The sequence below is a fragment of the Ramlibacter sp. genome (assembly GCF_035627355.1).
Lineage (GTDB): Bacteria > Pseudomonadota > Gammaproteobacteria > Burkholderiales > Burkholderiaceae_C > Ramlibacter.
Map to the genome: position 1 here is coordinate 56,593 of NZ_DASPLW010000080.1, position 20,054 is coordinate 76,646.

A 20,054-nucleotide genomic window follows, 5' to 3' on the forward strand; every position below is an offset into this window, starting at 1 on the left:
AGGGCGGCGGGCGAGAATGCCCGGTTTCCGTTTCGTTGTCCCAGGAGTTCCCATGTCCCGTCCCCTGCACCGTCGCGCGGTCCTTGCTCTCGGCTCAGCTGCCCTGGTGGCCGGCGCCTGGCCGCTGCAGGCGCTGGCCCAGTCCGGTGGCAACGCCCTGCGCATCCTGGTGGGCTTTCCGCCGGGCGGTGGCACCGACGCGATCGCGCGCGTGCTGGCCGAGAAGCTGGAAGGCCTGTTGGGCCAGCCGGTGGTCGTGGACAACCGCGCCGGCGCCGGCGGGCAGATCGCGGCGCAGGCGCTCAAGGCCGCCGCGCCCGATGGCCGCACGGTGTTCCTGACGCACGACCACAGCATCTCCATCCTGCCGCTGGTGACCAAGAAGCCCGGCTTCGACCCGGCCACCGACTTCGTGGCCGTCGCCGGCTTCGCCACCTTCGTCAACGCACTGGCGCTGTCGGGCGGCACGCCGGCGCAGTCGCTGCCCGAGTACGTGCAGTGGGTGCGCACGCAAGGCGGCGGCAAGGGCAACGTGGGCGTGCCGGCACCGGCTTCGATGCCCGAATTCCTGGTCGGGGTGGTCGGCCAGAAGTTCGGGTTGGACCTGCGCGCCGTGCCCTACCGCGGCAGCGCGCCGATGATGGCGGACATGCTGGGCAACCAGGTCTCCGCCGGCGTGGGATCGATCCCGGACTTCATCGAGAACCACAAGGCCGGCAAGATCCGCGTGGTGGCGGTGATGGGTCGCTCCCGGCAGGCAGCGGTGCCGGATGCGCCGACCTTCGCCGAGCTGGGGCTCAAGGGCTTCGAGGAAGTGCCCTACTACGGGCTGTTCGCGCCGGCCGGCACGCCGCAGGCGGCGATCGACCGCTTCGGTGCCGCGCTGGCCAAGGTGGTGGCGCTGCCGGAGGTGCGCGAGCGCCTCACCACCATGGGCCTGGCCGTGGGCTACATGACGCAGCAGCAGCTGGCGGCGCGCGAGCGGGCCTATACGCAGGCGATGGCGAAGATCATCAAGGCGAGCGGGTTCACGCCGCAGTGAGGCGCGTCGCCGCACCCACGTCGTCCTCAGCGCCCCCTCGTCATCCTCCCCTTTCGCGGAGGATGACGGCTCAGGCCGCTTCCCGGTAGAAGAACTCGCGCTGGCGGCTGCGCGCGGGCAGCGGCGACACCGCCTCGCCGATCGCCTGGATGTGCGCCGGCGTGGTGCCGCAGCAGCCGCCGACGATGTTCACCAGGCCTTCGGCCGCGAACTCGCGCAGCAGGCGCGCGGTGACCTCGGGCGTCTCGTCGAAGCCGGTCTCGCTCATGGGGTTGGGCAGGCCGGCGTTCGGGTAGCAGCTGATGAAGGTGTCGGGCGCGGCCTTGGCCAGCTCCTGGATGTAGGGCCGCATGAGGGCGGCGCCCAGCGCGCAGTTCAGGCCGACGGCCAGCGGCTGCGCATGGCGAACGCTGTGCCAGAAGGCGGTGACGGTCTGGCCGCTGAGGATGCGGCCGGAGGCGTCGGTGACGGTGCCGCTGATGACCAGCGGCAGGCGCTGGCCGCTGGCCTCGAAGAACTCGTCGATCGCGAACAGCGCCGCCTTGGCGTTGAGCGTGTCGAAGATGGTCTCCAGCAGCAGCAGGTCCACCCCGCCCTCGACCAGGGCCTCGACCTGCTCGTAGTAGGCCGCGCGCAGCTGCTCGAAATCGACGTTGCGCGCCCCCGGGTCGTTGACGTCCGGGCTGATGCTGGCGGTGCGCGGCGTCGGGCCGAGCGCGCCGGCGACGAAGCGCGGGTGTTCCGGCGTGCTGGAGGCATCGGCCGCCTCGCGGGCCAGCCGCGCCGCCGCGAGGTTCAGCTCGCGCGAGATCCCGGCCAGGCCGTAGTCCTCCTGCGCGATCGCATTGGCGCCGAAGGTGTTGGTCTCGATGATGTCGGCGCCGGCCGCCAGGAACCCCGCGTGGATGTCGCGGATCACCTCGGGCCGGGTCAGCACCAGCAGCTCGCTGTTGTTGCGCACGTCCTTGCCGTGGTCCCGGAACCGCTCGCCGCGGTAGTCGGCCTCGGTCAGCTTCAGGCGCTGGATCATGGTGCCCATCGCCCCGTCCAGGATGAGGATGCGCTTCTCGAGCAGGGGCGGCAGGGCCTGGCCGCGGGTATAGGCTGGGGACTTCATGGGACCGGGATTGTAGGAACAAGGGCCTAGCCGCGTGGCCGCAAGGACAATCGCCGCATCGTGAGCAACGCCCTTTCCATCCTCCAGCAGGTCTTCGGCTACGAACGGTTCCGCGGCCCGCAGGCGCAGATCGTCGACCACGTCATCGGCGGCGGCGACGCGCTGGTGCTGATGCCCACCGGCGGCGGCAAGTCGCTGTGCTACCAGATCCCCGCCATCGCCCGCCAGCGCGCCGGCCAGGGCGTGACGGTGGTGGTGTCGCCCCTGATCGCGCTGATGCACGACCAGGTCGGCGCGCTGCACGAGGCGGGGGTCGAGGCCGCCTTCCTCAATTCCTCGCTCAGCTACGAGGAGGCGGTCGGGGTCGAGCGCCGGCTGGCGCGCGGCGAGCTCACGCTGTTGTACGCGGCGCCCGAGCGGGTGACCACGCCGCGCTTCCTGGAGCAGCTCGACGCACTGCATCGCCGCGGGCAGCTGGCGCTGTTCGCCATCGACGAGGCGCATTGCGTGAGCCAGTGGGGACACGACTTCCGGCCCGAGTACCGCGCGCTGACGGTGCTGCACGAGCGCTATGCCGACGTGCCGCGCATCGCGCTCACCGCCACCGCCGATGCGCTGACGCGCGCCGACATCGTGGAGCGGCTGCAGCTGCAAGGCGCGCAGCAGTTCGTCAGCAGCTTCGACCGCCCCAACATCCGCTACCGCATCGCCGAGAAGAAGGATCCCTCGGCGCAGTTGCTGCGCTTCATCCAGCACGAGCACGAGGGCGAATCCGGCATCGTCTATTGCCAGAGCCGCAAGCGGGTCGAGGAGACGGCGCAGTCGCTGCAGCAGCACGGCGTGGACGCGCTGCCGTACCACGCCGGCCTGGACGCCGCCGTTCGCCAGCGCAACCAGGACCGCTTCCTGCGCGAGGACGGGCTGGTGATGGTGGCCACCATCGCGTTCGGCATGGGCATCGACAAGCCCGACGTGCGCTTCGTCGCCCACCTGGACATGCCCAAGAACATCGAGGGCTACTACCAGGAGACCGGCCGCGCGGGCCGCGACGGCCTGCCCTCCGATGCCTGGATGCTGTACGGCCTGCAGGACGTGGTGAACCAGCGCCGCATGATCGACGAGAGCCCGGCCGGCGAGGACTTCAAGCAGGTGATGCGCGGCAAGCTCGACGCGCTGCTGGCGCTGGCCGAGGCGACCGATTGCCGGCGCGTGCGCCTGCTCGGCTATTTCGGCGAACTTTCGCAGCCCTGCGGCAACTGCGACAACTGCCTGGCGCCGCCGCAGGTCTGGGACGGCACCGACGCCGCGCGCAAGCTGCTGTCCACGGTCTACCGGGTGCAGCAGATGAGCGGCATCGGCTTCGGCGCCGGCCACGTGATGGACATCCTGCGCGGCCGCCGCACCGACAAGGTGGCGCAATACGGCCACGACCAGGTCTCGACCTTCGGCCTGGGCGCCGAGTTCAGCGAAGCGCAGCTGCGCGGCGTGCTGCGCCAGCTGGTGGCGATCGGCGCACTGGCGGTCGATGCCCAGGCCTTCAACACCCTGCGGCTCACCGACGGCTCGCGCGCCGTGCTGCGCGGCGAGCGCACCGTGCAGTTGCGCGAGTCGGTGGCGCAGGGCGCGAACGGTCGCAAGCGGCGCGAGCCGCGCACCGCCTCGGGCCTGCCGGCGGTCGCCGCGGCGCTGACCGGGGACGGCCAGGCGCGCTTCGCGGCGCTCAAGGCCTGGCGCGGTGAAGTGGCGCGCGCGCACAACCTGCCGGCCTACGTGATCTTCCACGACGCCACCCTGGCGGCGATCGCAGCGTCGGCACCCCGCTCGCTCGAGGACCTGCAAGGCATCAGCGGCCTGGGCGCACGCAAGCTGGAGGCCTACGGCGAGGAGGTGCTGCGGGTCGTGGCATCCTCCTGAGCCTGGATCTCACCTTGCTGCCGCCATGAAGAACTCGCTGCATCGCCTGGCCCGCGCGGGCTCCACGTTGGCGCTGGGCGCCGTGCTGTGGGGATCGGGCGCCGCCCTTGCGCAAGCGCCGATCGCCAAGCTGGTGGTGCGGGATCTGCTCACCGGCGGGATCGAGCGCATCCCATTGCAGTCCTTCACGCTGCCGGGCGGCAACGTGCGCTGGAGCAGCGGCGACATGGCCTCGCCCCAGGGGCAGATCCTGGCCTGGCGCATGGGCCAGCGGGTGTACGTCCCCCAGGACGGCTCGCTCTGGAAGGTCCCGCTGCAGCCAGGCAGCAGCGGCGAAGCGCGCATCGAATCCCGGAAGGGCCGTGTCGGCGGGACGATCCGCTGGAAAGCCGTTGCCGCTGCCGAGGGGGAACTCACGCTGGAGGCCGACGTCACCCTCGATTCGGTGGGCGGCCGCTTCATGCCGCGCGTCGCCGCCCGTGGCAGCTGGACCGCGCGCTACGAAGGCCTGGTCCCGGTGCCGGTGGAGGCCCGCACGGTCATCCGCGGGGCGTCGCAAGGCGGCCCGGGCAGCGACCGCTCCGAGTCGCAGCTCGAGTGGCCGGCGGTGGAACCCGAGCGCGGACCCGACGAGCCGGCCTGGGGTTTCGAGCCCCTGAAGGAGCCGCCGCCCGAAACCGCGGCCGAGAGCCTCAGGTAAAGCCCATGGGTCGGGCCTCGCGCACCTCCGGCTTGATGCGGTGCTCGGCCTCCAGCTGCTCCAGGAATTCCAGCGGCCCGTAGTCGGCCGCAGCCAGGATCTGCACCTGCCGCTTCACGGCCGCGAAGTCCCCCGGGCACAGCAGGTCCAGCCGCGCCAGCCGCGCGCGCATCGCCGGCGTCAGCGCCGCCGCTTCGCCGCCCAGCGCCTCGGTCACGAACATGGCCTCGCGCTGCGCCGCCGCCAGCGGCTTGAAGCGGATCTTGAAGGTGAAGCGCCGCAGCGCCGCCTGGTCCAGCCGGTCCAGCAGGTTGGTGGTGCAGATGAAGATGCCGGCGAAGCGCTCCATGCCCTGCAGCATCTCGTTGACCTCGGTGACCTCGTAGGTGCGCTGCGCGCCGCGGCGGTCCAGCAGGAAGCTGTCGGCCTCGTCCAGCAGCAACACCGCCTTCTCGGCCTCGGCCTCGCGGAACATGGCGGCCATGTTCTGCTCGGTCTCGCCCACGAACTTGCTCATCAGGTCGCTGGCCTGCCGCGCCATCAGCGGCTGGTCCAGGCTGCGGGCGATGTGCTCGGCCAGCGCCGTCTTGCCGGTGCCCGGCGGACCGTAGAAGCACAGCGTGCCGTGTCCGCGCGCCTTGAGCGCGTCGACGATGCGCGGGACCTCGAAGCGGCTCTCCACGTTCAGCATCGCCAGGTCGTAGGCCGTGACCGCGGGCCGGATCGCGCCGGGGGCGCGATTGCCCAATGCCTGGTCGGCGTTGCGCAACTGGCGCTCGATCAGGCTCTCGACGCTGGTGCCGGCATCCGAGGCCAGCCCGGCGAAGCGCACGGCGGTGCGGATCTGGGCCGGCGTCAGGCCCTTGCGCGCAGTCAGCCGAGCGACGAAGTCCTCCGACACCGCCACGCCTTCCAGCGTCTTGCGCACCAGCCCCTCGCGCGCGCCGGGCGGCGGCGACTTCAGTTCCAGGTGGTAGGCGAAGCGGCGCCGGAAGGCCGGGTCGATCTGCTCGATGCGGTTGGTGACCCACAGCGTGGGCACCGGGTTGGATTCCAGGATCTGGTTGACCCAGGCCTTGCCGCTCACGCTGTGGCTGGCGGGCGCGGCCACCTGCTCGGCCCGCGCCATCAGCTGCGCCGCCTCCGAGCTGATCGGCGGGAACACGTCCTCGACCTCGTCGAACAGCAGCGCGGCCCGCGCGCTGCCCTTGAGGAACACCTGGGCGATCTGCAGCGAGCGGTAGCGGTCGCGCCCGGACAGCGAGTTGCCGTCGCGGTCGGCGTATTCCACCTCGAACAGCTCCAGCCCCGCGGCCTGGGCCACCACCTTGGCCAGCTCGGTCTTGCCGGTGCCGGGCGGTCCGTACAGCAGCACGTTGACGCCCGGCTCCTTGCGGTCCACCGCGTTGCGCAGCAGCGCGCACAGCACCTGCGCCTCGTCCTGCACGAAGGCGAAATCGGCCAGCACCAGGCCGCTCTTGCTGCTGGGGCGGGTGAACACCGCCATCAGCTCGTTCTGGTCGCGGTACTCCCGCATCAGCACCGGCGGCAGCTTCTCGCTGACCTTCATCAGGTCGGCCAGGTCGGTGATGTTGTGCTCGGAGATCAGGTTCTCGACCAGCCCGATGCGTTCCAGCCGCGAGCCGGCCCGCAGCGCCTCGCCGATGTCGGCGGCGTCGACGCCGGCCAGTTCGGCCAGGGCCGCATAGGCCTCCGGCGCGTTGTTGACCTTGAACTCCACCAGGATGCTGCGCAGGTCGCGCTGGTAGCGCGCCAGCGTGCCGTACAGCAGCAGGGCGCGCTCGGCCTGGTTCAGCTGCAGCAGGCCGGACAGGGCGTCGATGTTCTTCTCCACCAGCGTGGACTGCTTCTTCAGCGCGCGCGTGAGCCACTCGCCCGTGGCCGCCAGCACCGACAGCAGGTCCTTGGGCTGGTCCTTGGCGTATTCGTCGAGGTAGAAGAACAGCGTGCCTTCCTCGTAGGGGCCGCGCCAGACGCCGTGCCGCTCCAGGAATTCGGCCACCGGCAGCTGCTCGTGGCCGCGCCAGAACTCGTTGTCCTTGCAGCGGCGCCCGAGGAATTCGCGCAGCCGCGCGAGCGCCGGTGCCGGCCACACCAGGTGGCGGCCGGCCAGCGACAGCAGGCCATTGAGGTCGCGCCGGACGTTGAACTTGCCGCCCTGCTTGGCCGCCAGCGTCAGCACGAAGTGCGAGCACATCAGATCCAGCACCGGCGCGTCCTTCAGACCGGGTGACACCAGCATCTGCGCATCGACCATTCGCTTGACCATGGGCGACCTCCATTGCATGTCACCAGGACATGCGGCGCCTACGATAACCCGGCTTCATCCGCCATGGAAGGCATTGATGGGCGAGCGGGGTTGCCGGCCGCGGCCTGACAATGCGCCATGCTCGAACTCGCCGACATCCGCGCCGCGGCCGGCCGCCTGCAAGGACAGGTGCTGCGGACACCCTGCGTGGCCTCGCAAACCCTGTCGCAACTGACCGGTGCCCGCATCTTCCTGAAGTTCGAGAACCTGCAGTTCACGGCCTCCTTCAAGGAGCGGGGCGCGTGCAACATGCTGGCCCAGCTGTCGCCGGCCGAGCGCTCGCGCGGCGTGATCGCGATGAGCGCCGGCAACCACGCGCAGGGCGTGGCGTACCACGCGCAGCGGCTGGGCATCCGGGCGGTGATCGTGATGCCGCGCTTCACGCCGGGCGTGAAGGTCGAGCGCACCCGCGGCTTCGGCGCCGAAGTGGTGCTGAAAGGCGACACACTGGACGAGGCCCGCGCCCACGCGACGGCGCTGGCCCGCGAGCAGGGCCTGGTGTTCGTCCACCCCTACGACGACGAGGCCATCGTGGCCGGCCAGGGCACCACGGCACTGGAGATGCTGGAGGACGTGCCGGGGCTGGACGCGCTGGTGGTGTCGGTCGGCGGCGGCGGCCTGATCGCCGGCATGGCGCTGGCCGCCAAGGCGCTGAAGCCGTCGATCGAGGTGGTGGGCGTGCAGACCGTGCGCTTTCCCAACATGTACAACGCGGTCAAGCACACCCGGCTGCCGCAGGGGCCCTCGACCATCGCCGAGGGGATCGCGGTGGGCACGCCGGGCGAGATCCCGCGCGCGATCATCGAGCGCTGCGTGGACGACATCCTGCTGGTGGACGAGGGCGACATCGAGCAGGCCATCGTGATGCTGCTGGAGATCGAGAAGACCCTGGTGGAGGGCGCCGGCGCGGCCGGGCTGGCCGCCATGCTCAAGCATCCGGAGCGCTTCCAGGGCCGTACCGTCGGGCTGGTGCTGGGCGGCGGCAACATCGATCCGCTGCTGCTGGCGGCCATCATCGAGCGCGGCATGGTGCGCGCCGGCCGGCTGGCGCGCATCCGGGTCTGCGCCCGCGACGTGCCCGGATCCCTGGCGAAGATCACCGCCACCGTCGCCGACGCCGGCGCCAACGTGGACGAGGTGCACCACCAGCGCGCCTTCACCATGCTGGCCGCCCAGAACGTGGAGATCGAGCTGGTGATCCAGACGCGCGGGGCGCAGCACGTGCAGGCGGTGCTGGACGCCTTGCACGAGGCCGGGTTCCAGGCCGAGCGGCAGTGAGCGCCGGGCGGCTTCCGCCGGCGGCAGCCCGTCCGTATGATGACCGGCCATGACGCTCGACCAGCTGCAAGCCGCCCTTCCCGACTATTTCGCGCCGTGGGTGCAGGCGCTGGGGCTGAAGGCCGAGGCCTTCGACAACGACAGCGTCACGCTGCGGCTGCCGCAGAGCCCGCAGCTGGCCCGCACCGGCGCCATGCTGTGTGGCCAGGCCATGATGGCCGCCGCCGACACCGCGATGGTGCTGGCCCTGATCAACCTGTTCGGCGAGTTCCGGCCCTGCACGACGGTGCAGATGAACAGCAGCTTCCTGCGCCCGCTCAGCGGCCAGGACGCGCTGGTGCAGGCGCGCGTGGTCCGGGCCGGCAAGGCGCTGGCTTTCGGCGAGATCGACATCCGGGGCGCCGAGGACGGCAAGAGCGTCTGCCGCGCCAGCACCACCTATGCCCTGCTCTAGGGTGCGGCTGTCCGGTCGCCGCTAGAATGACCGTTTTCGAAGCACAAGCCAGACACGAGCCAGAGCCATGACGAGTACCGAACAGCGCCACAGCCACGGCGAAGCCACCGAACACCAGGACCCGATGGACGCCGTCGTCCACGCGATCCCGGTCGTGATCCCCGTCGTCGGCGGGCTGCTGATGTTCCTGCTCGCGTTCATCGCGGTCTACATGGCCTGACGCCACCTGCTTTCCCCAACTTCCGACAGCCCGGCCTGCGCACGCAGCCGGGCTGTCTTGCTTTTCGGCGCGCCGCCTCTGCCTTGCATAAAGTCATGAGTCTTTTGCATGGAATCGCCGGGATCGTCGAGCCAGGGGCCTCTCCCCCTACCTAAAATTCCCCTTCCCCAGCCGACCCGCGGAACGCCCCCGGCGGCCCTGCAGCGATCCTGCAGCCGCCCTTCGCCCACCGCACGCCGACTGAGCCAAGCCCGGTTTCAAAAAGGCGCGCTCGGCCCGTTGCAGAGCTCCGCCTTTCTGAAACCCGGTTTTCGTTTCAGGAGCTTCGTGACGATGAATTCACCCGTGATGCAGGGGCTGAGCCTCAATACGCCCGCCCATGTGCGCAATGCCCGGCTGATCGCCTGGGTGGCGGACATGGTGGCGCTGTGCAAACCCGATTCGGTCCACTGGTGCGACGGCAGCCAGGAGGAGTACGACCGGCTGTGCCAGCAGCTGGTCGACGCCGGGACCTTCAAGCGCCTGAACCCCGCCAAGCGCCCCAACTCCTACCTGGCCTGCTCGGATCCGAGCGACGTGGCCCGGGTGGAGGACCGCACCTTCATCTGCTCGCAGAAGAAGGAGGACGCCGGCCCGACCAACAACTGGATGGACCCGGCCGAGATGCGCGCCACCCTGCAGCCGCTGTTCGACGGCTGCATGCGCGGTCGCACCATGTACGTGGTGCCGTTCTCCATGGGCCCGCTGGGCTCGCCGATCGCCCACGTCGGCATCGAGCTGTCCGACAGCCCGTACGTGGCGGTCAACATGAAGATCATGACCCGCATGGGCAAGGCGGTGTACGACGTGCTGGGCGTGGATGGCGAGTTCGTGCCCTGCGTGCACACCGTGGGCGCGCCGCTGCAGCCGGGCCAGCAGGATGTCAGCTGGCCCTGCAACCAGACCAAGTACATCGTCCACTACCCGGAGACGCGCGAGATCTGGTCCTACGGCTCGGGCTACGGCGGCAATGCGCTGCTGGGCAAGAAGTGCTTCGCGCTGCGCATCGCCTCCACCATGGGCCGCGAGCAGGGCTGGCTGGCCGAGCACATGCTGATCCTGGGCGTGACCAACCCCGAGGGCCGCAAGTACCACGTGGCCGCCGCCTTCCCCTCGGCCTGCGGCAAGACCAACTTCGCCATGCTGATCCCGCCCAAGGGCTTCGAGGGCTGGAAGGTCACCACCATCGGCGACGACATCGCCTGGATCAAGCCGCACGCCGACGGCCGCCTGTACGCGATCAACCCCGAGGCCGGCTACTTCGGCGTGGCCCCGGGCACCAACTACAAGACGAACCCGAACTGCATGGATTCCCTGCGGCGGGACGTGATCTTCACCAACGTGGCGCTGACCGACGACGGCGACGTGTGGTGGGAAGGCATGGACGGCGAGCCGCCGGCGCATGCCATCGACTGGCAGGGCAAGGACTGGACGCCGGAGATCGCCAAGAACACCGGCGCCAAGGCCGCGCACCCCAATGCCCGCTTCACCGTGTCCGCCACCAACAACCCGGCGCTGGACCCGGCTTGGGACGACCCGCAGGGCGTGGCGATCGACGCCTTCATCTTCGGCGGCCGCCGCTCGACCACGGTGCCGCTGGTGACCGAGGCGCGCAACTGGGTGGAAGGCGTCTACATGGCGGCCACCATGGGCAGCGAGACCACCGCCGCGGCCACCGGCCAGCAGGGCGTGGTGCGGCGCGACCCGTTCGCCATGCTGCCGTTCACCGGCTACAACATGAGCGACTACTTCCAGCACTGGCTGGACCTGGGCCGCAAGCTGCAGGCCGCGGGCGTGAAGCTGCCGCGGATCTACACCACGAACTGGTTCCGCAAGGGCGAGGACGGCAAGTTCGTCTGGCCCGGCTACGGCGAGAACATGCGCGTGCTCAAGTGGATGATCGACCGCATCGAGGGCCAGGCCGCCGGCCACGACCACGTGTTCGGCGTCAGCCCCTCGTACGAGGACCTGAACTGGACCGGGCTGGACTTCTCGCGCGAGCAGTTCGAGCGCGTCATCAGCATCGACAAGGCCGCGTGGCAGAAGGAACTGGAACTGCACGCCGAGCTGTTCCAGAAACTGGCCTACCACCTGCCGGCCGAGCTGAACCAGACCAAGGCGAAGATCGAGGAACGGCTGGCCGCCTGACCGCCTGATCGCTGCCGGCACCCATGGAAACAGCCGCCCGAGGGCGGCTGTTTTCGTTCATGGGGCGTCGCGGTTCAGGCCTGGCGTGCTGCCAGCAGCCGGCGGCGCCGGCGCTCGGCCCGGCGCCGGGCGCTGCGCTCGGCCCAACCATCCAGTCGCTGCAGCAGCGAGCGGGGTGCCGAGGCCAGTGCCCAGGTCCAGGCACGTCGGAGGGCCAGCATCAGCATGGCGCGCTTACCGGTAGCTGCGCAGGTCGACGGCCACGTCGGAGGAGGCCATGGCCCGGCTGATGTCGGCCATCACGCGCGGGTCGGTCAGCGCGATGTCCCAGTATTCGCGGTCGGCGCGGGCCTGGCGACGGGCCTCGGCCAGGCGCTCCCAGCGCGCGCCGAGGACACGGCCGGCGCTGCGCACGGGGGTGGCCAGCAGCGCGATGGCGGCGAACGCGACGGTCCACAGCACGATCCAGGCGGCCAGCAGGTGGCCCTCGGACCAGGTGTCCACCACCTGGTTGGCCACCACCACCAGCGAGGAGACGATGGCCGCCAGCAGCAGGGTGGCGGCGCTGCGCGAGCGGTCGAAGCCCTCGGCGGTGTGCTTGATCGACTGCGCGGCCCGCTCCATGCGGGCGACGCCGGCGTGCTGGGCGGGGAATTCGATGCGGGCGAAGCTGGTCATTTGATTTCTCCTGTCGGTACCGCTAGGGGTGCTGGGGGATGACGTGAGATTAGGGTTTCCACTGATATATTGCAAATCAATATTGGTTATCCATACCATTCACCAAAGGTATTGATGTGGCAAATTTCCGAACCCTGGACCTGAACCTGCTGCGCGTCTTCGACCAAGTCATGGCCGAGCGCAACCTCACCCGGGCGGCGCGCAACCTGGCGATGACCCAGCCGGCAGTCAGCAACGCGCTCAACCGGCTGCGCGATGCGCTGGGCGACAAGCTGGTGGTGCGCAGCGGCTACGGGGTGGAGCCCACCCCGCGTGCGCTCGCCCTGTGGCCCTCGGTCAGCGATGCCCTGCGACAGCTCGAGAGTGCGCTGCTGCCGGGGCAGTTCGACGCCTCCCAGGCCGTCCACACCTTCGTGCTGGCGATGGCGGATGCGACGGCCGCCGCCCTGATGCCGGGGCTGGTCGGGATCATCGAACGGGATGCGCCCGGCATCACCCTGCGGGTGCTGCCGCTGACCACCCGCGATCCGCGCCACCTGCTGGACGAGGGCGCCATCGACGTGGCGGTCGGTTTCTTCCCCGCCGTCGTGGCCGACCTGACGGCGCAGGCCCAGGCCAGCGGGCTGGCCGCCTTCAACCACCAGCGCCTGTACGAGGGCCGCTACGTCTGCGTGATGCGGCGCCAGCACCCGCTGGCCGGGGAGCCGCTGACCCTGGACGCGTTCTGCGCCGCCCACCACCTGCTGGTCAGCTTCTCGGGGCGGGCCTACGGGTTCATCGACGAGGCGCTGGCGGCGCTGCGGCGCAAGCGTCGGGTGGTGCTGACCGTGAACCAGTTCTTCACGGCGGGACGGGTGGTGACGGGCTCGGACCTGCTGACGGTACTGCCGGAGCACTTCGTGCCCGCGACGGGCATGGCGAACGAGCTGCTGATCCGCGAACTGCCGTTCGAAGTGCCGCGGGTGCACGTGGAGTCGCTCTGGCACCACCGGCAGGAACAGCGCAGCGAGCACGCCTGGCTGCGGCTGGCGCTGTTCACGGCGGCGCGCCAAGCCTTCGCGACCGGGCACTTCTGAGCCGGCCGCCGAGCCCAGGGCCTGCGGTTCAGCGGACCACGCGCAGCCAGGCCGAGGCGGCCTGGCGCAGTTCCGCGGCCTGCAGCGGGTTGCGGCCGAAGCGGGCGCCAGCTTCTTCCATCAGTTGTTGGGGATAGTCGGCACCGGCAGGAGCGGAGCTGAACAGGCGGGCGATCGAGGCGAACAGGGTGTACATGGCGGCATGCACCGGATCGGTGCGAATGGGATGCTTTGAAGAATAAGGGTTTTCCCTCATTCTTCCACTGCCCAGCCAGCGATTTCCCATGCCAGGTTGGCATGGGTCCTGCCTTCCGGCGCATCGGCCGGGCATCCCGCGCCCTCCACAATCCCCGGGGTGAAATTCCAACTCGCCTCCGACCTGCACCTGGAAACCCAGCCGGAAGCCCGGCTGCTGCCGGCCCCCGGCGCCGAGCTGCTGGTGCTGGCCGGGGACATCGGCTCCTACCAGCCGGGCAGTGCACTGCCGGGCACGGACTTCGGGCTGGAGCGCTTCTCGCCGCGCCACGGCTGGCCGGTGCCGGTGCTGTTCGTGCCCGGCAACCACGAGTACGACAACCTCGATTTCGACGCGACGCACGCCCGCCTGCGTGAGACCTGCGAGCGGCTGGGCATCACCTGGCTGGAGCGCGAGGTGGTGGTGATCGACGGCGTGCGCTTCGTCGGCACCACCTTGTGGAGCGACTTCGATGCGCTGGCCGCCCAGGCGCCGGACACTACCGGCGCGCTGCGCCAGCGCCACAAGGCCTTCCGGGCGGCGGACTTCTACCTGGGCAAGGCGGCCGCCCACCGCCGCGGCGAGCCGCTGATGGCCGAGGGCTGGCGCGAGCTGGGGCTGGAGTGCCAGCAGTGGCTGCGGCAGGCCCTGTCACAGCCCTTCGACGGGCCGACCGTGGCCGTCACCCATTTCGCCCCGTCCCTGCGCAGCGCCGATCCGCGCTATGGCGTCACGCCCGGCACGGCCGGCTTCTGCAATGCGCTGGACGAGCTGCTGCCGCGGGCGCAGCTGTGGGTGCACGGCCACCTGCACTGCCCGCAGGACTACCGCGCCGGCGACTGCCGGGTGGTGGCCAATCCGCTGGGCTATGCGCGCAAGGGCGAGCAGGACGGGTTCCGGCCTGCGCTGGTGCTAGAGGTGTCGCCGGCCGGCCATCCGTAGTGGCGCGGGCCTGGATCAGCTCGGCCCGAGGACCGCGGCCGCGGTGCTGCGCAGCGCGCCCGTCAGCGCATCCAGCACCTCGGACTGCAGGTTCCAGCAGTGCCAGTAGAGCTGGATCGACAGCCGGTGCCCCGGCAGCGCATCGACCAGCTGGCCCTGCTCCAGCAGCCCCCGAACCAGCAGTTCGGGCACCACGCTCACGCCCCAGCCCGCGAGCACGGCGCGCACCTGCCCTTCGGAGCTGGGCACGAACAGCTGGCGCAAGCCGACCCGGCGCAGGCCGAAGGCCCGCGCCACGAACTCGGCCTGCATGTCGTCCTTGCGGTTGAAGGCGATGAAGGGCAGCTCGCGGAAGTTGTGCGGGGTCAGCCCGCGCGGGCAGCGCGCCTGCAGGTAGTCGGGGGTGGCGATGGCGAGGTATTCCATGGCGCCCAGCGCCGCCACCTTGCAGCCGCGCAGGGCCTGGCGCAGGGTGGTGACGCAGCCCAGCACCTGGCCTTCGCGCAGCCACTCGTCGGTGAAGTCCTGGTCGTCGGTGATTACCTCCAGCGGCAGTCCCTGGCGCGCCAGCTCGCCCAACGCCGGCAAGGCCCAGGTGGCGATGCTGTCGGCGTTGATCGCGATCGAGATCCGTTCGTCCTCGCGGTTGCCGCCGGCCATGCTGGGCGCCAGTTCGCTCAGGTCGCGTTCGAGATCGGCGCGCAGCAGGCGCAGTTGCCTGGTGTGCTTGAGCAACAGGTGGCCGGCCGCCGTCGGCCTCAGCGGGCGGCTGCGCACGATCAGCACCGTGCCCACCTGCGCCTCCAGCGCCCGCAGCCGCTGGGATACCGCCGATTGGGTGATCGACAGCCGCCGCGCCGCCCGCTCGAAGCCGCCCTCCTCGACGATGGCGGCCAGGCATTCCAGGGCGGCGGGGTCGAAGGTGCTCATATAAGGATCACTGATGGACGGACTATCAGCTTAACTTTGCTTTATGGAAGCCGCAATCGGGCCGACACTGGATGCATGAACGTCCTCGTCCTCGGCGCCGGCATCATCGGCACCAGCACCGCCTGGCACCTGCTCGAGCGTGGCCACGACGTCACCGTGGTCGACCGGCAGGACGCCGCCGCACGCGAAACCAGCTTCGCCAACGCGGCGCAGATCTCGGTCAGCTACTGCGAACCCTGGGCCAACCGGCAGGCGCCCGCCAAGCTGCTCAAATGGCTGCTGCGCAAGGATGCGCCGCTGCTGTTCCGCCCGCAGTGGGACTGGCAGCAGTGGCGCTGGGGCCTGCAGTTCCTCGCCCAGTGCCACGACGCCGCGTTCGCGCGCAACGTCGGCCAGCTGGTCGCGCTGGGCCGCTACAGCCATGCGGCGCTGAAGGACCTGGTGCGCGCCACCGGCATCGAGTACCAGCGGCTGCAGCGCGGGATCGCGCACTTCTACACCGACGAGAAGGCGTTCGCGGAAGCGGACGAAGCGGCGCGCCTGATGCAGTCCTTCGGCGTGGCGCGCCGGGTGGTCGGCCGCGACGAGCTGCTGGCGATCGAGCCGGCCTTCCGCGCCTTCGGCAACCGCATCGTCGGCGGCACCTACACGCCCAGCGACGAGAGCGGCGATGCCCGCGTGTTCACCGAGCAGCTGGCGCAGCGCTGCGAGGCGCGCGGCGCCCGCTTCCTGTTCGGCCACGACATCGAGCGGCTGGAGCGGGCCGGCGGCGCCATCGACGTGGTCCGCGTGCGCGACCGCAGCACCGGCGGATTGCGCCGGCTGCAGGCCGACGCCGTGGTGGTGGCCTGCGGCTCCTATTCCGCGCCGCTGCTGCGCTCGGTCGGGGTCGACCTGCCGATCTACCCGGCCAAGGGCTACAGCGCCACCTTCCGCATCCTCGATGCGGCGCGGGCGCCCACGGTCAGCCTGCTGGACGACTCGGTCAAGTGCGCCATCTCGCGCCTGGGCGACGAGCTGCGCGTGGCCGGCACCATCGAGGTGGGCGGCTGGGACACCCGGCTGGACACGCCGGTGGCACGGGCACGCTGCGACATGCTGGCTCGGCGCATCGAGGAAGTGTTCCCCGGCGTGTGCGACACCCGCAGCGAAGCCGAGGGCGGCAACCCGCGCTACTGGGCCGGCCTGCGTCCGGCCACACCGACCAACATCCCGTACATCGGCCGCACCCGCGTCGGCCGCCTGTGGGTGAACGCCGGCCACGGCACGCTGGGCTGGACCCACGGCGCCGGCTCCGGCAAGGCGATGGCGGCCCTGATCGACGGCGAGCGGCCGGACATGGCGTTCAACTTCCTCGGCTTCGAGGCACCGCGCGCCGAACTGCACCCGCGCGCGGCCTGAGCGATCGATGCGAGGAGGGCAGCGGAGCTGCCCTCCGGGCCGGACCGTGCGGAATAACATGCAGCACGGTCCCCCTTGTGAGAAGGAGCCGGCTTTGCCGGGCCTTCTCACACATGCTGGGGCCTGAAGAAAGTCGCGCAGCGACTTTCTTCAGAATGGCCTCATGGATTCGATCACCCAGTTCGGGCTCGGCGCTGCCGTCAGCGTCGCGGTGATGGGCCGGCGCACGGCCGTGTGGAAGGCGGCGCTGTGGGGCGGCATCGCCGGCACCCTGCCCGACCTCGACGCCTTCATCGACCATGGCAATGCGGTGGCCAACATGACCTACCACCGCGCCGAGAGCCACAGCCTGTTCTGGCTCACCGTAGCCTCGCCGGTGCTGGCCGGGCTCGTCAGCCGCGTCGCCGGCGAGGCCGACCGGTTCCGGCGCTGGTGGCTGGCGCTGTGGCTGGCGCTGGTCACCCACCCGCTGCTGGACACGCTGACGGTCTACGGCACGCAACTGCTGCTGCCCTTCACCGACCACCCATTCGGCGTCGGCAGCATCTTCATCATCGACCCGCTGTACACGCTGCCGCTGCTGGCGGGCCTGGCGGTGGCCGTCGCGAGAGGCCGCAGCCATGGCGGGCTGCGCTGGAACACCGGGGCGCTGGTGCTGACCACCGCCTACCTGGCGTGGAGCGTGGTCGCGCAGGCGCAGGTACGAGCCGTGGCGCAGGACACGCTGGCCGCGGCGGGCCGGCCGGCGCAGCGACTGCTGGTGACGCCGACCGCCTTCAACACCCTGCTGTGGCGAGTGGTGGCGTTGCGCGAGGACGGCTACGAGGAAGGCTTCCGCTCGCTGCTGGACGAGGGCCGCAGCATGCGCTTCGAGCACTTCCCCACCGACCGGGCGCTGGAGCGCGAGCTGTCCACCTTGTGGCCGGTGCAGCGCATGCAGTGGTTCACCCACGGCTTCTACAAGGTGCACCGCCAGGGTGACGGCGCCTACGTCACCGACCTGCGCATGGGCCAGGAGCCGAACTACTCGTTCGATTTCCGGGTGGCGCAGCGCGAGGGCGGACAGTGGGCGCCGGTGCCGGCGCAGAACCAGGGCTTGCGCGGCGACGTCGGTGCCGCGCTGCGCTGGCTCTGGCGGCGCATGCTGGGCGAGGACCTGCCGCCGCCGCGCTGACCGGGCGCGTTCAGTCCGGCCGGGCCGCCGCCATCAGCTCCCACAGGCGACCCGGCGACAGCGGCATCTGCAGCTGCGGGGCGAGTTCCGCGTAGCCGCCGGCCGCGAGCGCATCCGCGACCGCATTGACCACGCAGGGCGTGGCGCCTATGGTGCCGAGTTCGCCCACGCCCTTCACCCCCATCGGGTTGTTCCGGCACGGCGTGCTCTCGTCCATGCTCGTGACGAACTCGCAGGCCAGCAGGTCGGCGCGCGGCGCCGCGTAATCCATCAGGCTGCCGGTGATCGGCTGGCCGCTGCCCTCGTCGTAGACCATCTGCTCCAGCAGCGCCTGGCCCATGCCCTGCACCGCACCGCCGTCGAGCTGGCCGCGCACGATGGTCGGGTTGACCACGCGGCCGACGTCGTTGACGCTGCTGTAGGCCACCACCTGCACCTGGCCGGTGGCGGGATCCAGTTCCACTTCGCTGACGTGGCAGCCGTTGGGCCAGCTCGGCCCGGCGACGGCCGTCGTGCTCTCCAGGTGGATGCGCTGCTGCGGCTGCCTGCCGGCGAGCGCGGCCAGGTCGATCGCCAGGTCGGTGCCGCGCACCGAGAAGCGCCCGGCGCGGTAGTCCAGGTCCTGGGCACTGGCCTCCAGCGCCTGGGCCGCCAGCCGCCGTGCCTCGTCCAGCGTCTTCTGCGCGCCCTCGCGCAGCGCCGAGCCGCCGGTGAAGAGGGAGCGCGACCCCGCGCTGCCGAAGCCGTCGCCGCGGTCGGTGTCGCCCAGCACCACGCGCACCTGCTCGATGGGCACGCCGAACACGTCGACCACCAGCTGCGCCAGCGTGGTGGCGATGCCCTGCCCCATGGCGTTGACGGCCGAGAAGGCCTCGATCACGCCATCGGGCAGCACGGTGACGGTGACGCGCTCCTCCAGCGCATTGCCGCCGGTCCATTCGAGGAAGGTGGCGATGCCCAATCCGCGCAGCTTGCCGCGCGCGCGGCTCTCGGCGCGACGTGCCTCGAAGCCGTTCCAGTCGGCCTGCGCCAGCCCCTGGTCCATCACGTGCTCGAAGCGGCCGACGTCGTAGGTCTGCCCCATCGGGTTGGTGTAGGGCATCTGCTCCGGCCGGATGAAGTTGCGCCGGCGCAGCGCGATGCGGTCGATGCCGGCCTGTCGCGCGGCCTCGTCCATCAGCCGCTCCATGATGTAGATCGCTTCCGGCCGGCCGGCGCCGCGGTAGGCGCCGGTGGGCGCGGTGTTGGTCAGCACCGCGCGGAAATGGAAATCGACGACCGGGATGTCGTACACGCTGGTCTGCACCCAGGGGCCGATCAGCAGCTGGATCGCGACGCCGGTGCCGGTGGCGTAGGCGCCGACGTTGGCCAGCGAATGCAGCCGCAGGGCGAGGATGCGTCCGTCGGCGGCCAGCGCCAGCTCGGCGCGGGTGCGCAGGTCGCGGCCGTGGTGCGAGGACAGGAACTCCTCGCTGCGATCGGCCGCCCACTTCAGCGGCCGCTTCAGCTGCCACGACGCCCAGGCCAGCGCGATGTCCTCCGGATAGGCGCCGGTCTTCATGCCGAAGCCGCCGCCGACGTCGCCCACGGTGACCCTCACCTGCTCGCGCGCCAGGCCGGTGGCGTCGCAGATCGAGTTGCGCACGCCCGAGGGCATCTGCGTGCTCATGCGCAGGGTCAGGCGGCCGTCGTCGGCGACCCAGGCCAGCACCGTGCGCGGCTCCAGCGCCAGCGCCGCCACGCGCTGGTTGGCCAGGTCCAGCTCGACCACGTGGGCGGCCTTCGCGAACGCCGCCTCGGTCGCGGCGGCGTCGCCATAGCGCGCCTCGGCCGCGACGTTGTCGGGCGCCTCCTCGCACAGCACAGCCTCGCCCTCGACGGCCTGCCGGACGTCGGTCACCGACGGCAGGTCCTCGTACTCCACCCACACCGCTTCGGCGGCGTCGCGCGCCTGCTGCAGCGTGTCGGCGACCACCAGCACCACCGCCTCGCCGGCGAAACGCACGCGATCGAAGGCCAGCACCGGGCGCAGCGGCGAGGCACCGGGCGCACCGCCCGCGCGCTTGAAGCCGGCGTTGACCGGCAGCGTCTTCACGCCGGCGCGCTGCAGGTCGGCGCCGCTGGCCACCAGCGCCACGCCGGGGATGGCCGCCGCGGTGGCGGTATCGACGGCCGTGATGCGGGCATGCGGATGGGGCGAGCGGACGAACACCGCGTGCAGCAGGCCCTCGGGCTGCAGGTCATCGGTGAATCGGCCCTGGCCCTGCAGCAGGCCCTCGTCCTCGATGCGCGGCACGGCGCGCCCGCTGCCGAAGCGGGCGGCGATGGCTGGGGTATCGGATTGGCTCATGCGCTCCTCGCGTGGATGCGGCCCATT

The 20,054-nt window shown here is 70.9% G+C and carries 18 protein-coding genes; 11 read left to right on the forward strand and 7 right to left on the reverse strand.

All coding sequences use genetic code 11. The annotated features are described in order from the left end of the window. The first annotated feature begins 52 nt into the window (after positions 1-52). Positions 53-1,042 carry a Bug family tripartite tricarboxylate transporter substrate binding protein gene (locus tag VEC03_RS18950; RefSeq protein ID WP_324918909.1) on the forward strand — a complete coding sequence of 330 codons (990 nt, stop codon included), beginning with the start codon at positions 53-55 and terminating at the stop codon, positions 1,040-1,042. Between the two features lie 70 nt (positions 1,043-1,112). Here VEC03_RS18950 and VEC03_RS18955 read toward each other — a convergent pair whose 3' ends face one another. Then, positions 1,113-2,159 carry a homocysteine S-methyltransferase family protein gene (locus VEC03_RS18955; RefSeq protein WP_324918912.1) on the reverse strand — a complete coding sequence of 349 codons (1,047 nt, stop codon included), beginning with the start codon at positions 2,157-2,159 and terminating at the stop codon, positions 1,113-1,115. Between the two features lie 60 nt (positions 2,160-2,219). Between VEC03_RS18955 and recQ the strand changes: the two genes are divergently transcribed. After that, positions 2,220-4,073: a DNA helicase RecQ gene (gene recQ / locus VEC03_RS18960; protein WP_324918916.1), complete on the forward strand. Its 1,854-nt coding sequence runs from the start codon at positions 2,220-2,222 to the stop codon at positions 4,071-4,073. Between the two features lie 25 nt (positions 4,074-4,098). After that, positions 4,099-4,773, forward strand: a complete 675-nt coding sequence (locus VEC03_RS18965) for a hypothetical protein (protein ID WP_324918919.1) — start codon at positions 4,099-4,101, stop codon at positions 4,771-4,773. On the opposite strand, the gene VEC03_RS18970 is transcribed toward VEC03_RS18965, so the two are convergent. Then, on the reverse strand, positions 4,766-7,063 hold the full coding sequence (locus VEC03_RS18970; protein WP_324918922.1) for an ATP-binding protein: 2,298 nt from the start codon (positions 7,061-7,063) through the stop codon (positions 4,766-4,768). The two genes, VEC03_RS18965 and VEC03_RS18970, sit on opposite strands and share 8 nt — an antisense overlap. Before the next feature lie 117 nt (positions 7,064-7,180). On the opposite strand from VEC03_RS18970, the gene VEC03_RS18975 reads away from it, so the two are divergent. The 4 genes from VEC03_RS18975 to VEC03_RS18990 all read left to right on the forward strand — a co-directional run bounded on the left by VEC03_RS18975 (position 7,181) and on the right by VEC03_RS18990 (position 11,241). After that, on the forward strand, positions 7,181-8,380 hold the full coding sequence (locus VEC03_RS18975) for a threonine ammonia-lyase (RefSeq protein ID WP_324918925.1): 1,200 nt from the start codon (positions 7,181-7,183) through the stop codon (positions 8,378-8,380). 49 nt (positions 8,381-8,429) lie between these two features. Further along, positions 8,430-8,834: a PaaI family thioesterase gene (locus VEC03_RS18980; RefSeq protein ID WP_324918928.1), complete on the forward strand. Its 405-nt coding sequence runs from the start codon at positions 8,430-8,432 to the stop codon at positions 8,832-8,834. 67 nt (positions 8,835-8,901) lie between these two features. Next, positions 8,902-9,054 (forward strand): hypothetical protein, encoded by a 153-nt coding sequence (locus VEC03_RS18985; RefSeq protein WP_324918931.1) that lies wholly within the window; start codon positions 8,902-8,904, stop codon positions 9,052-9,054. A gap of 333 nt (positions 9,055-9,387) precedes the next feature. Then, positions 9,388-11,241: a phosphoenolpyruvate carboxykinase (GTP) gene (locus VEC03_RS18990; protein WP_324918933.1), complete on the forward strand. Its 1,854-nt coding sequence runs from the start codon at positions 9,388-9,390 to the stop codon at positions 11,239-11,241. A 74-nt stretch (positions 11,242-11,315) separates the two neighbouring features. Here VEC03_RS18990 and VEC03_RS18995 read toward each other — a convergent pair whose 3' ends face one another. Both VEC03_RS18995 and VEC03_RS19000 read right to left on the reverse strand, forming a co-directional pair. Further along, positions 11,316-11,468, reverse strand: coding sequence for a hypothetical protein (locus VEC03_RS18995; RefSeq protein ID WP_324918936.1), 153 nt, complete (start codon positions 11,466-11,468; stop codon positions 11,316-11,318). Between the two features lie 7 nt (positions 11,469-11,475). Beyond that, complete coding sequence (locus VEC03_RS19000; protein ID WP_324918938.1) at positions 11,476-11,919, reverse strand: hypothetical protein; 444 nt, start codon at positions 11,917-11,919, stop codon at positions 11,476-11,478. 110 nt (positions 11,920-12,029) lie between these two features. Here VEC03_RS19000 and VEC03_RS19005 point away from each other — a divergent pair, with 110 nt between their 5' ends. Continuing rightward, positions 12,030-12,995, forward strand: coding sequence for a LysR family transcriptional regulator (locus tag VEC03_RS19005; protein ID WP_324918998.1), 966 nt, complete (start codon positions 12,030-12,032; stop codon positions 12,993-12,995). A 28-nt stretch (positions 12,996-13,023) separates the two neighbouring features. Here the strand turns inward: VEC03_RS19005 and VEC03_RS19010 are convergent, their stop codons facing one another. After that, a complete protein-coding gene (locus VEC03_RS19010) occupies positions 13,024-13,191 on the reverse strand; it encodes a hypothetical protein (protein ID WP_324918942.1) in 168 nt (55 codons plus the stop codon). 159 nt (positions 13,192-13,350) lie between these two features. Here VEC03_RS19010 and VEC03_RS19015 point away from each other — a divergent pair, with 159 nt between their 5' ends. Then, positions 13,351-14,172 (forward strand): metallophosphoesterase, encoded by an 822-nt coding sequence (locus VEC03_RS19015; protein WP_324918944.1) that lies wholly within the window; start codon positions 13,351-13,353, stop codon positions 14,170-14,172. A gap of 15 nt (positions 14,173-14,187) precedes the next feature. Here the strand turns inward: VEC03_RS19015 and VEC03_RS19020 are convergent, their stop codons facing one another. Beyond that, complete coding sequence (locus VEC03_RS19020) at positions 14,188-15,102, reverse strand: LysR family transcriptional regulator ArgP (RefSeq protein ID WP_324918947.1); 915 nt, start codon at positions 15,100-15,102, stop codon at positions 14,188-14,190. Between the two features lie 75 nt (positions 15,103-15,177). Here VEC03_RS19020 and VEC03_RS19025 point away from each other — a divergent pair, with 75 nt between their 5' ends. Further along, entirely contained in the window at positions 15,178-16,503 is a 1,326-nt protein-coding gene (locus VEC03_RS19025) for a D-amino acid dehydrogenase (protein WP_324918950.1), read from the forward strand. Between the two features lie 163 nt (positions 16,504-16,666). After that, entirely contained in the window at positions 16,667-17,677 is a 1,011-nt protein-coding gene (locus VEC03_RS19030; RefSeq protein ID WP_324918953.1) for a metal-dependent hydrolase, read from the forward strand. Positions 17,678-17,687: 10 nt separating this feature from the next. Here VEC03_RS19030 and VEC03_RS19035 read toward each other — a convergent pair whose 3' ends face one another. Further along, the gene (locus VEC03_RS19035; protein ID WP_324918956.1) at positions 17,688-20,027 is read right to left on the reverse strand and encodes a xanthine dehydrogenase family protein molybdopterin-binding subunit; all 2,340 of its coding nucleotides are present in this window, start codon (positions 20,025-20,027) and stop codon (positions 17,688-17,690) included. Between the last annotated feature and the right edge of the window lie 27 nt (positions 20,028-20,054).